At 24.0% G+C, this 13,632-nt stretch carries 10 protein-coding genes; 1 reads left to right on the top strand and 9 read right to left on the bottom strand.

The genetic code is table 4. From position 1 onward, the window contains the following. Positions 1 to 324: 324 nt before the first annotated feature. Complete coding sequence (locus tag NPX79_RS03105) at positions 325 to 4,002, bottom strand: AAA domain-containing protein (protein WP_381414978.1); 3,678 nt, start codon at positions 4,000 to 4,002, stop codon at positions 325 to 327. A 67-nt stretch (positions 4,003 to 4,069) separates the two neighbouring features. Beyond that, a complete protein-coding gene (locus NPX79_RS03100; protein ID WP_381414977.1) occupies positions 4,070 to 4,348 on the bottom strand; it encodes a hypothetical protein in 279 nt (92 codons plus the stop codon). 168 nt (positions 4,349 to 4,516) lie between these two features. Here NPX79_RS03100 and rpsT point away from each other — a divergent pair, with 168 nt between their 5' ends. Beyond that, positions 4,517 to 4,768, top strand: coding sequence for a 30S ribosomal protein S20 (rpsT, locus tag NPX79_RS03095; RefSeq protein ID WP_381414976.1), 252 nt, complete (start codon positions 4,517 to 4,519; stop codon positions 4,766 to 4,768). Positions 4,769 to 7,659: 2,891 nt separating this feature from the next. On the opposite strand, the gene NPX79_RS03090 is transcribed toward rpsT, so the two are convergent. The 7 genes from NPX79_RS03090 to NPX79_RS03060 form a co-directional block, all read right to left on the bottom strand. Further along, positions 7,660 to 7,842 carry a lipoprotein gene (locus NPX79_RS03090; RefSeq protein ID WP_381414975.1) on the bottom strand — a complete coding sequence of 61 codons (183 nt, stop codon included), beginning with the start codon at positions 7,840 to 7,842 and terminating at the stop codon, positions 7,660 to 7,662. Between the two features lie 182 nt (positions 7,843 to 8,024). Then, on the bottom strand, positions 8,025 to 8,744 hold the full coding sequence (locus tag NPX79_RS03085) for a lipoprotein (RefSeq protein WP_381414974.1): 720 nt from the start codon (positions 8,742 to 8,744) through the stop codon (positions 8,025 to 8,027). A 478-nt stretch (positions 8,745 to 9,222) separates the two neighbouring features. Then, positions 9,223 to 9,468: a hypothetical protein gene (locus NPX79_RS03080; RefSeq protein WP_381414973.1), complete on the bottom strand. Its 246-nt coding sequence runs from the start codon at positions 9,466 to 9,468 to the stop codon at positions 9,223 to 9,225. Positions 9,469 to 9,473: 5 nt separating this feature from the next. Then, positions 9,474 to 10,112 (bottom strand): lipoprotein, encoded by a 639-nt coding sequence (locus tag NPX79_RS03075; RefSeq protein WP_381414972.1) that lies wholly within the window; start codon positions 10,110 to 10,112, stop codon positions 9,474 to 9,476. 96 nt (positions 10,113 to 10,208) lie between these two features. After that, positions 10,209 to 11,708 (bottom strand): hypothetical protein, encoded by a 1,500-nt coding sequence (locus NPX79_RS03070; protein WP_381414971.1) that lies wholly within the window; start codon positions 11,706 to 11,708, stop codon positions 10,209 to 10,211. Then, complete coding sequence (gene holA, locus NPX79_RS03065; RefSeq protein ID WP_381414970.1) at positions 11,701 to 12,678, bottom strand: DNA polymerase III subunit delta; 978 nt, start codon at positions 12,676 to 12,678, stop codon at positions 11,701 to 11,703. Before holA ends, NPX79_RS03070 begins: the two co-directional genes overlap by 8 nt. Before the next feature lie 27 nt (positions 12,679 to 12,705). Continuing rightward, complete coding sequence (locus NPX79_RS03060) at positions 12,706 to 13,347, bottom strand: MBL fold metallo-hydrolase (RefSeq protein WP_381414969.1); 642 nt, start codon at positions 13,345 to 13,347, stop codon at positions 12,706 to 12,708. Between the last annotated feature and the right edge of the window lie 285 nt (positions 13,348 to 13,632).

Raw genomic sequence — 13,632 nt, 5'->3', positions numbered from 1 at the left:
AATTAAAAACTGGTTTTTTAACTTCTTTTAAAGTAATATTGTTTTCATCTTTTAAATCTGAATTTTTATTTTCTGTATCTTTTTCAATAAAAAGATTATCCATTTCTTTTCTAGAAACATATTTTACTTTAAGTTTCTTAAAATCTTTTTCAAGATTCAAAATATACATTTTTGGAATACGAAAAAAGAACCTATTAATTACTTTTTCTAACTCAAATTTTACAATATGATTATTAGTTTTTTTTAAGTAATCATTTACTATATATTGATGAAGTTCTTCAAACTTTTTACACCTTTCAATTTTACTTATATCTAATTCCATTTTTACCTCTTAATTAATTCTAAAATATTATTAACAATGTTTTCACGTCTGTTTAAAATACTTCATTCACTTCTTAAAACTTTTACAATTTTTCAGCCTCTAATAATTAAATATTTTTGACGATAGTAATCAATTTCTTTTGTTTCTTCTCACGGTTGATATTTTAAGTTATCACAATCAATTCCCACAATATATTGTTTTCTTTTTTTATCAAAAATTGCCACATCTATAATATAAGAACCTTGTTCAAGATTTAACACAACATCGTATTTTTTAAGATCAATCTTTTCTAAGATTTCTTCATAAACTTGATTGATAAATTTTACTTGATTTGGTGATTTTATTTTTCTGGTTGTTGATAATTCTTCTTTTTCCTCACTGTTTATTTTATCTAATATGTTTTCTGGTTTACCCTCTTCCATATTTAATTGTTCAGCATACTCTAAATAATATTTAAATAATTTAGGACCAGCATTTTTTGAATTTTCACTTATCAGTGAAGAACTAATAGATTTAATAACATATATTTTTGATTTTGCTCTTGTGATTGCCACATTTAATCTATTTTCTCCACCCTCTAGATTTATTGGTCCAAAAAATTGTGAAAATTTTCCTTTATTATTTTTAGCAAAACCAATTGAAAAAATAATTATGTCTCTTTCATCCCCTTGCACATTTTCAATATTTTTTACAAAAAGACCTATGTTTTTACCATTTTCTTCTCTAAAAAATTCTTGATCAATTGCAGGATACTTATCACTTGAGTTGTAAATTTCATCTAAAATTAAATTCTTTTGTGTTTCGTTAAAAGTAACAACTCCAATAGTTTCTTTATGTTTTCTACTTTTAATAATTTTATCTAATAATTTTACAACTTCTTTAGCTTCTTCAATGTTACCTCTGTTTTCATAAATACCAGTTTCAACATTAATCACCTCTAATGGTAAATCAAAATTAGTTTTATTAGAAACAACCGTTAACTTATTATTGTAGAATGCTGCATTAGAGAAGTTTATTAATTCACTATATTTTGAACGATAATGGAATCTCAACATTGTTACGTTATATAACTTATTAACAAAATCTAATAAACTTTTATCTATTAAAGTTGAACTAACAGCTTCTTTAACTGCTGCGAAATTTTCATCATTCTCATAATCAAATTTAGCACCAAAAAAGTTTGTCGGAGGTAACTGTTTGTCATCACCCGCCACAAGTAGTCTTTTTGCACGATATATAATTGGTATAGCTTTTTCCACAAATATTTGTGATGCTTCATCAAATATTAGTTGGTCAAATTCATTTTGTTGTAATGGTAGTAATTGTGATGCAATATCTGGTGTCGTCATAATTACTGGAAACATTTTTTGTAATAAATTATAATTGCTCTTAAAGAATGTTACAATTCTTTTTCTGTTCTTTCTAGTACATTGATCTAAAAGAATAGATATTTCTGAATCATATTCTGCTTTAGCTTTTTCTCTAACTATTTTGTGGATAACATAGTCTAAATACTTTAGAACATTTCGTGAGTTTTTACTATATAGTTCATCAAGTTCTTTAATTCAATATGCTTGTCCTAATTTTAAATTTTTATTGTTTTCTTTTTCAAATTTTTCTATAAATAATAACTTATGTAAAACTATTAAATCTTCTTCTGAATTAACAATATCTGCAATGTATTTATAAGAACTAAATAATTGTTCTGTTTGTAACTCTAAATATTCATCGTAAATATCTGAGTACTCAAAAAATTGATGACTTTTATAAAACTGTCTTCTTGCTTCTAAAATAAAGTCTTTATTTTTTAAAATAAATTCTTCAAAGTCTTTTTGTTCAAAAGGTTTTATTGTTGTTTCTACTTTTTTATTATCAATTAAATTAAATAATAGCACAGTAAAAGTTTCATCTGATAATGTTTTTTCAAGTTTAATAATTTTTTGCAATTGTTTTTTATTATAATCAAGATAAATTTCTGATAAAAGGTTAAACATTTTCTTCAAATTATTACCTTTTTGAATTACTTGAATATTGTGAAATATTTTTCCAACAAAAGTTTCAAATACATCTGCATTATATGTAAAATATGGAATTCTTTTAATTAAATTAAAATCTATCTCATTCATATAGTTTAATAAGTTGCTACCCATAACATCATTACTAAACTTTGCATAGATTTCAAAAACAGGAGTTGTAGCAAAAGTCTTATAGTTTTGAATATCTTCAAAAAAAGCCNNATCAATTTCTTCGTTAAAAGCTATTACTTTAGGTTCTTTCCTAATAAAATGTAAATTTTTAATTGCTTGAGCAATTTGGTTATAAAAATAATCCATGTTATCTACATTTGTTATAACCAAAGAATATTTTTGTAAAATTTGTAAATTATCATAAACAACTTTAATAGCATCTTGTTTTTCAGCACAAAATAATACTCGCTCATTATTAACTAAGTTATTAGTTATTAAATTAGTAATAGTTGATGATTTACCAGTACCTGGAGGCCCTTGAATAATTGTATGTTTGTTTAATGCTTTTTTAATAGCTATTTTTTGTGAAATATCAGAACCACTAATTGTGATTACATCTTTTTCACTAAAGTTTTTTTGATATTCTATCCTTGATTCTTCTCAATCTTCATCAACAGAAAAATTGTTAGCAAATATTTTATCAACGCTATCATCTGTCACTTTTTCTAACTCACTATAATCTTGGTATAAAGATGTAGAAGATACATTATACATACCGATGCATGCTTCAAAAACAATTCTAGCATCACTTTGTTTATAAAGTTTTCTAAAATAAGCATCAATGTCATCTTTTTGATCTTTATAAGTTTCTTTGTTTTTTAAATAAAAATATTCTTGATTTATTTTTTCTAAATATTCATTTAAAGAATTTTTTCAACTTAAACCTAATCCTACATATTCGTTAAAAGCATCAACAAATATTGAATCAGTGTATTCTATTGGTTCAAAATTATAATTATTTAAACTTAAATTTTTAGCTTTAATTTGTGAAAGTCTAATCGCTGGGTTCAGCATAATATTTTCGTTCTTAAAATTTAAACTAAAAAAATCTGTGCTTTTTTCCCTAACACTAAATTGTCACAACAATAACGGTGCTCTAAATTTTTTACCATCACTTAAAGAACCTTCAAAATGTGGTCAACCAACATATAAAGGGTTTGCATTTTTTTCAAATTCAAAAGTCTTTCCATCTTGCACAATTCTAAAAAACTTTAAAAATATTGAATCGATATCAGAAGAAATTGTTTTAGATAATTTCGCTATTCTTTCATCTATTTTTTCATTTTTTATAAATATGTCAAAAATTACCCTTAAATACTTACTGTATTTATAAATAGGATAATCTTTAAAAATTATTTCTAAATTTTTTTCTAATGCTGAAATTGTTTTAGCTTTAGTAATTGATTGCTCTAATTTAATAATAGATTCTTTTAAAAGACTTGCTTTTGGTTTTTCTATAATTATCTTGTCTCTGTTTTTTATTGTTGAAAAAATTTCTGTAATATTATTATTTGATAAAGTTATAAGATCGTATAAATTTACTAAATTTTTACTTAAATTATGAAATCTAGTATGAAATATATCACCCACTGCTTTATCATTTAATAATCTTTTTTTATATTCTCCCAATACAAATAATGTATCTTTTTTCATAAAATCTCCTCGGAAAATGACATAATATAACATTTATATAATAACACAATTGATACTTTAAAAATATTTAACCGACACTAAAAATTTGTTTTTTATTTTTAGCAACAACCGTGGTTACGGTTTTATTATCAATCGCTATAATTGCAAATAAATCTTTTTCTAAATGATTTAAATTTCAATATATCTCATTATTTCCACGTGTTTCTTCAAACCCTTTTTTTAATTCTTGCAATAACATGTGCTTTATTTGTAAATCACTTTTATCCTTAAAAACTTTAACTCTTTGCTTCGCTCTTTGCAGACAGTGGTTAGTAATAATAAAATTTGGTTGCTCATAATAACTCATCTACACCTCAATATGTTATCTAATATATTAATTATAATTAAAAATAATAATATTGTAATTGATATTTAATTATTTTTAATATAATCATATATATGCACTTTACACATTTAAATTAATTTGATAATATTATTTAGTGTTTAGATAGAAAATAACATAAGGAGACATGTAATGGCAAATATTCAATCAAAAATTAAAAGAAATAAACAAAATGAAAAAGAAAGAGCAAGAAATAAATCTTTTAAATCAGAAGTACGTACAGCTATTAAATTAGCATCTAACGCTATTGATAACAAAGAANAAAATTCAACAGATTTAGTAAATACTGCAATTTCTTTAATTGATAAATCAACAGTAAAAGGTATTTTCCACGCTAATAAATCAGCAAGATTAAAAAGTAAGTTAATGAAAAAAGCTGCTTAGTATTAAAAATAATAAATAAAAAATCGCCTAATGGCGATTTTTTATTTATTATTTTTATTATAATTTTAAAATATATAAATTATTGGTTTTTTAATATTAGTTGTTGGATAAACTCTATTTGTTGTGAAACAGTTTTGAAATTTATTGTTTCATTTTTAACTATTTCATCATAATAATTCAGATTTCATTTGTATGGTGTTTCTCTTAAACCATCTTCTGAATATTGAGGGAAAGTAATTTTTTCAGTTAATTTATCTAATAAATTTAATTGTTCTAATTTAAATGTTGCTTCATAACCTTCTTGTAAAGCTATAATTCTATGAGATAGCATTGAACCAAATCCGTTTCCCGGATATATAAGGTAAGCATCTCCTGGTTCTTTATTTCTACTGTCTGTTTCTTCGCGGTCTTTCGAAATGTTGTTTCTGTAACCCTCAAGACCAAATCTAGTATAACCATTTGAACCTATTTTNTTAGCAAATATTTGCCCTCATGTACTTTCATTTACACCAGAACCAATATAAGATGCTGGATAGTTATTTCAAGATGAATATACTCAAGTAGTTTTATCTAATTCATATCTTCTATCTATAATATCTACCAATACACTTTCTTCTAAAGCTTCTATGTACTCTCTTTGTTGTAATGTTATTTGATCATATGGTTGTACTAATAATCTGTCAATTTCCTCTGAACTTGTTAAATCCACATCATATTGTCAACCAATATAAGCGTGTGTTTTAATAAAATCGCTTCCAGGTATTTCTGCTAACTTATTAATCATATAATCATTAATTTCAGCTTTTGTTTCGTCAAAAGAAATTACAAGTTCTAAATCTTTACCATCTTGTGTTTGAAATTCTGGGTTCCCCTTAATTTCATCATTATAAAAAACTATTAAACTTTCCATTAATTTAATTCAGACATTATCAACAAATGCATAAAAGAATTCTGTTGGTTTTCCATTAGAAGCTACCATCTTATCTTTTGCCCCTATATAAGGAATAAATTTTCTTGGTTCTCCCGGTTTTGGTTGTTGAAAATCATTAAACATATAAGAAAATTTAAATTCACTCATTCCTCTTGCAACAGATGTTAACATCATTTGTTGAAATCCAGCTTTTGCAGAAAATTTCATATACTCTTTTAATGAATTAAAGTTAAAACTTCAATCAATATCTTGTGAACTTAAAACTTCACTTGGTTTTGTATTAAAAACATAATCAAAGAATTCTTCATCTGTTCCTCTGTTACCATTATCTTTTGCTCTTGTTTGAATGTATGAATTTCCAAAAATACTAGCATAAGCATATTGTTGGTTTAAATCATCACTAATATCATAGTTGTTTAACATTAAATTATAAATTCTTTTTTCTTCATCTGTTTTTTGTCTTAAAAAGTTAGTAAGATAATCATCGGTTACTTCCCCTCAAGAAAAATACTGATCTGGTGGAAGGTTATCTGGTAAATCAGGTTTTTCAAAACCTGCAGCAGAATTTAAAGTTTCTTGATAAAAAGGAGTAGACATTTCTTTTATATAATTATAAGCATTAGTTGGACTTAACATAGCGTTAAAAGTAAATTTATCACTATTTTTTTCTTTAGAGTCTTCTGACGAACTTAAAACTGTTTCGTCTAAGACCGTAACATTTTGTTTAATATTAAAAGATTGTTCTTCACCTTCAACAAAAAATTTAACATTAATATTAAATTTATAATCCCCAGATTTAGCAGTTGCTTTTGTTTTAGCAGTCAATAATACAGGTTGAATGTCAAAACTCATATTTGTTAAATTATTTGTACCAACTTGGTCTGGAATGTACGAAACACCTTCTCTTATAGTGTTGCTATGAGTTTTTTTGTTGTTTACTTTTATATAATTTAAAAAATTGGCAGACAATACAACATCATCTGATTTTGTTTCCGGTGTAATGTTAATTTCTAAATTAGAAATATGGTTCTTTTGTCGTGTTAATACAAGTTGTTTTGTTTCAATTTCGTTTCTTCATATTTCTATGTCTTTATTTATAGCTAATGTTTTTTTTAATNNATTACTTAAATTTCCATTAAACACAATTTTGTTATTTTTTTCAAAATAATCACCGTAATTATGCAGCGAATCACCAAAAAAATAATCCAAGTTTTCATTATTTGAATTTGGATTTTCAGTAATATTTTCTTTATCTGGTCCATCCATATATGTAAAAGAAGTTGTAAAAGAAATTTCTTCTTTGGCGCAAGCTATAACTGTTGCTGCTGTTGACACAACAAAAACACCTGATATTAAAATTGATAATAGTTTTTTCATTTTGATATCTCCTCAATATTTAATATAACGTAATATAAAATTGTATTAAAACTATTTTAAATGTTATTTTTGCTATGATTTTATATAATTTATTAATTTTAATATTGTTATTTAAGTAAATCTTGTATTATTGCAGTTTTTTCAGAATAACTATTGTGGAACGGTGTAATATAATTATTTCAAAATCGTTTTTTATAATTAAACTCATCTTTCTCATCACCATAGACAGTAAATAAACCATCTAGTTCATTTGTTATTATTTTATTTATTTCTACAAACGTCGTTCTATAATTTCAGATAAAATATCATAAATATATTGTAATTCTCCTTTAGAAAAACTAACCCAATCAAACTCATTATTTTCATATAAATCAATGTCTAAATCATTTTCATACAAATAAATATAAATTAACGAATCTTGTCAAACTTAATTGTATCAATGAAAATGGACACCAGCTTGTTGTTGATCATAATATTCTAATGAAGGATTTTTTGGAGGATCACCAATCGGTCTATATATATTTAGCATTTCATCTTTTACAGTACGATAGGATCCAGCAATGTCTTGTCATTCTTCATACGTTTATTCATAAACCTTATAATCTTCATGATCTATTGTTCTAATAATTGGAAGTTCGGGGTCTGGTTTTTCAGGATATGGTTTATCAGGGCCTGGTGTATTAACCATGTTTTCACAAGCAACAATAGTTAAAGTTGTTGAAGAAACAATTAAAAACGAACTTAAAATACTTAACATTTTTTTCATTTTGACACACCCTTTGGGTTTTTAAAATAAACTATAATTGTTATAAAATACATTCTACTTAAATAATTATTTAATATTATCTATATATTAATATTATTTTTATATTAATATTATACTAAAAATAAAATCATTTTACTAAACTAATATTAAATATTACTTTTTATATTTTGAAATAATTATTTTTATCTGAGTATCTTTTCTATTATTGTTAATTTGTCATAATAACTAATTTGGAAAGGATTGATATAGTTATTTAAAAATCTTTCATTATAGTTATATTCATCGTTTTCATCTCCATACTCAGCAAATAAATCGCCTAGTTCATTGTTTATTAAACCAGTTATTTTCATCAAAGGCATTAAATAATTTGGAAATAAAATGTCATAAATATGTTGTAAATCTTGTTTTGAAAAATTAACTAAATCAAACTTGTTATTTTCATATAAATCAACATCTAAATCATTTTCATACAAATAAATATAAATTAACGAATCTTTTCAGACTCAATTGTATCAATGAAAATGAACACCAGCTTGTTGTTGATCATAATATTCTAATGAAGGATTTTTTGGAGGATCACCTATTGGTTTATATATATTTTCCATTTCATCTTTTGCATTACTATATGCTTCAGATATTTCTTGTCATTCTTCATATGTTTCTCCAAACACTTTATATTCTTCATGATCTATTGTTCTAACAATCGGAAGTTCAGGATCTGGTTTTTCAGGATCTGGTTTTTCAGGATCTGGTTTTTCAGGATCTGGTTTTTCAGGATCTGGTTTTTCAGGATCTGGTTTTTCAGGGTCTGGTAGACTAATCATATTTTCACAAGCGACAACAGTTAAAATTGTGGAAGATACAATTAAAAACGAACTTAAAATACTTAATAATTTTTTCATATAATTTCCTTTTAAAATTAACTTTAAATTAATATAAATACTTCTTACTAAAATATTATTTAAATGTTATTTTTTTATAATACTTTTGTAATTTAATATTGTTTTGTAAATAATTATACTGATAATGTGCTTATTATATTTATTTTTTTCTTGTGACTATTTCTTAAAGGCATAATAAAATTTTCAAAAATCTTTCATTATAGTTATATTCATTGTTTTCATCTCCATACTCAGCAAATAAATCATTTAAATTATGTTTAAAACATTATCAACTTCAGTCGATATTATATTTATCACAGATAAACTGGCACTAATAAAATTTAAGTCATCTTTTGAAAATTTACTAAATCAAAGCTACCACCTTCATATAGACTAATATCTAAATCATTTTTATACATATAACTATAAAGACGAGCAACTTTTTCAACTAATAGATATCAAGCAGAATAAACTGCAGCTTGTTTTTGATTATAATACTCTAGTGATGGATTTTTTTTGGAGGATCACCAATCGGTTTAGCTATTTTTTCAGCTTCATTTTTTGCAGCCTCATATGCTGTAAATATTCTTTGTCGCTCTTCATATGTTTCTCCATAAACAGTATAATTTTCACTATCAATTGTTTTAATAATTGGAAGTTCAGGTTCAGGGTCTTTTGTTTCAATAATTGTTCCACAAGCCACAACAGATAAAATTGTGAAAGATAGAATGTTTTGTAATTTCATATTGTTTATAAAAAATACAAATATTTTTCTATTATGTTTAATTTTTTTTCGTAACTATTTCTTATAGGGGTAATAAAATTTTTAAAAAATCTTTCATTATAGTTATATTCATCGTTTGCATCTCCATACTCGGCAAATAAAGGATTTAGCTCTCGCATTAAAATCAAATCAAATTGCTTTGATATAATATTTGAAATATTAAGATTGTTAGCTATATATTGTAAATCATCTTTTGAAAAGTTCTCCAAATCAAACTTATTGTTTTCATATAAATTAATATCTAAATCATTTTCATACATATAACTATAAATAAGAGCAGTTTCTCCAATTAATATATATCAAGCTTCATGAATTCCAGCTTGTTGTTGATTATAATATTCTAGTGATGGATTTTTTGGAGGATCGCCAATTGGTTCATATATTTTTTCAGCTTCCTCTTTTGCATCTTTATATGCTGTAATTATTTCTTGTCACTCTTCATATGTTTCTCCATAAACAGTATAATTTTCACTATCAATTGTTTTAATAATTGGAAGTTCAGGTTCAGGGTCTTTTGTTTCAATAATTGTTCCACAAGCCACAACAGTTAAAATTGTTGAAGACACAATTAAAAACGAACTTAAAATACTTAATAATTTTTTCATGTTTAAATACTTCTCCTCAAATATAAAATACACAACAATTATATAATATTTGTTGTGTATTTAAAACGGTTATATATATATTTTATAAATAATGGTTTAATCACTATTTTTTTGATTATTTTTGTCTTTGTTATTATTATTTAAGTCATTTAAATCTTTTAATAAGTTTTTATCAAATAACGAAGCATCCATTTCATATTTTTGCCCATTCATAGCTGCTGTAACAGCTTTTCGATATTCTTCTTCAGCTTTAATTAATTTATTTCTGTCTAATTTTGGTGAAATAAATCATAAAACGCCACAAGCAACAACAGATAAAATTGATAGCACCAATAATGCATAACCAACCCCAGTAATAGCTTGATATACAGATGAAGAACTTGCTGAATCACTCATACTACTTATAGTATCCGCTTTGTCTAATCCTGGTAAAATTAAACCCCCAATAAATTCAGAAGCGCTAGCATTTAACCCAGAATCAGGGACAAAAACTTTTGAAAATGAGTTAATTAATCCATTTGGTAATACGATTGGTAAAATTGAAAATGATGAATATAATATCGCAAAAATTGCGATAATAACATTAGATCCTTTAAAAATATAATGGTCTCTTACAAACCTTTTCTTTTTAACACCCTCTAAATACAAAATCACCCCAGGAACAAGTGCAATCACTCACCCCAATGTTCCAAGATTGGAAACAGCTGCTAATGTGTAAGAGAAGTTATCAGAAAATCGCCCAAACTTAATATTTTTTGATAATTGAGTTAAAAAGCTTGATTCAGCCCCTCCAATTAAGTAAGTTTTACCATCTGCAAAAGTGTAAAAAACAACTTCCGTATCAATTGTTAAAGTTAAAAAAGATGCTAATAATCAAAAAATTGTTAAGCCTAATGAAATTAACATTATTGCAAAAGCCAAATATTTTTTATAAAGTGGCATTTTTTTTACTTTTCCTTTATATGGGAAAAAAGTAGGATCTAACTTTGGGTGAACTGGCATATGAGCTAAATTGTCCATCATTTTGTTCATATTACCCATGTTGAAATTTTTTGGATCAAACGGATTTGCTTGATTGTTATTATTTCCAGTTGATTGTGCCCCTTTATTATTCAACGGACTGTTTCCAGCTTCTGGTGTAATATTTTCTAGATCTTTTTTTTCTTTTAAAGAACTATCATATTTTTCAAATAATTCTTTTGCGGGATACTTTTCAATAAATTCTAATTTTTCAGATATATTGTCAACACTTTTTGTTAAATTATCTTTTTCTTCTTCTAAGTTTTTAGCATACTTATTTAAAAAATCTACATATAAACTATCTAAGTTATCAAAAGATTTATTAGATAAAACTTCATAAACCCCTTGTTGATTTAATAATTCAGCTAAAGATTGTGCTATTTTAGCAGCTACTTTATCTTCTTCTTTTATATTTGCTTCTTTATCTTTTTCAAGAGTTAACAATATATTTATTTGTTGTTCAACATCTTTAAAATAATCTTTATTCTTTAAAAAAATAACTTTATTTTCATCTTTCAAAAAAATATTTAATAAAACATTAGAAATTAATTTATATAAATTAATTTTACTATTCATGATTTTCTCCTAATAATATCTTAATTAATGTTAATTCAAGAACTAAATCAGATTGACCGTAATTACTCTTTAACATTTTATCTACATAATGTAATTGTACTATAATTTTATTTAAATTATCTATTGTATAACTATTAATTTTTTTTGATAAAACTTGTACCCTATATGGGTGAACAGCTAAAATTTGCGAAATTTTACTAAAACTTACCTTTTGATTAAGCAAGATTTTTATATCTCTAATTATTGTAATGCTGCTTAATATAAGAGAAACAATCAAATTTAAGTTCATATTATTTAATTTCAAAACATAATATGTTTTAAAAAACTCGTTATACTTTTTATCTAATAATAAATCTACTAACTCGAAATTATTTTTTGTATTATAAATACTTGTGAAAATTTTTGTATTTTCTAAATTAGCTTCTGTAATTTTTAAAGATTTTATTTTATATAACTCATTCATCAAAATGTTTGCATTATTTGGTAAACTTTCTTGGAGATATTCTATAAGTTTTGAATCAAAATTAATTTTGTTTTCAGAACCAAAATTTAAAATCATCTTTTTTTTTATTAATATCATTAAGTTTTGGCACTTCAATAAATTTNNCATTATTTTTTCAAATTTTTGATATGTTTTTAACCTTTTGCTAATAGTTCCATTTGAAGAAATAAAAATTATTGGTTCTTTTTTTAAAGAAATAATTATTTTATAAAAGTCTTCAAAATGTTCAAACTTTTTTGTTTCTCCTTTTTTTTCATTAAAAAAGTTTATTCCTTTAAATACTCTTACAGTGGTATTCTGGCTAGCAAATAAATCATTTGTTAATAAATCCATTTTTATTGCATCGTAATTTTCTTCTAAATCGTATTCCTTAATAACTAATTTATTTTTATCAATGTTTAGTTTATTGATTATATTTTTTTTATTGAGTTTTAATAAATATTCATCTTCACCGTATATACAAAACATCTTAAATCCTTAAAAATATATTTTTTTTTAGTCATAACAACTTCACAAGATAAACTTTGCAACCCTTGCAAAACTTTGTAATGTGGTATTTTTCAAATAATTTTTTTTTCTTGAACTTATTATACACTTTTTTGGTGAAAACTTTTTGTAAAAATTGAGAGAAAAAGAAGCTAATGATCCATGATGAGAAACAACTATATTGTTTCCGGTTATAAAATGAGATAAAATTTGATTTTCATAAATATTTAAGTTTATATCACCTAAAAATAATAGGTTATTTTTAAATTGAATAATAATAGAGTCATTATTAACGTCTTTTGTATTATTTATAAATCTCATAAATTTAAAATTATTTAATGTAAAAAATTTATTAGGTTTAATGTTAACAATAACTTTATTTACTTTTAATGTTTTACTTATAAATTTTACTAAAGAGTTATGATCGTAATGGGGGTGAGAAATAAAAATCGCTTCAATTTTTGTAATATTGTATTTGGCAAAATCTTGCAACAAAATGTTTTTAGTTATTTTATTGTAAGATTTATTTTCTGTACCCGCATCAACAAAGTAGAATAATGATTGATCTTTTATTAGTGTTGTTTGCCCTACCCCGGTTTTATAAAACTTAACAAAGTTAGTAAAAACATTATTAGTGTTAAAAGATGTCATTTTGAATAAATTAGTTGCTTGAAAAATTAAAAATAATAAACAAATAATAGTTAAAATATTTTTTTTAAAAAATTTGTTAATTTTATTTGTTTTTATTTTTTTTACCTCACCAAAAATAAATAAATATTATTATTGTTCATAAAAATAATATAAAAGATATAAACAAAATAGATTTTTTATTAACATAAAAAAAATCATTAATTGTCAAAAAAAATTTTGGAATAGTTTATAGAACATTCATTAATGAAAACTATTCAGGGATTAAAAAATAAGAATAAAAATAAA

Source organism: Spiroplasma endosymbiont of Anurida maritima (assembly GCF_042465095.1).
Taxonomy (GTDB): Bacteria; Bacillota_I; Bacilli_A; order Mycoplasmatales; family Mycoplasmataceae.
The sequence above is the reverse complement of the archived record's forward strand: the minus strand, read 5'-3'. Positions and strand labels throughout refer to the sequence as shown.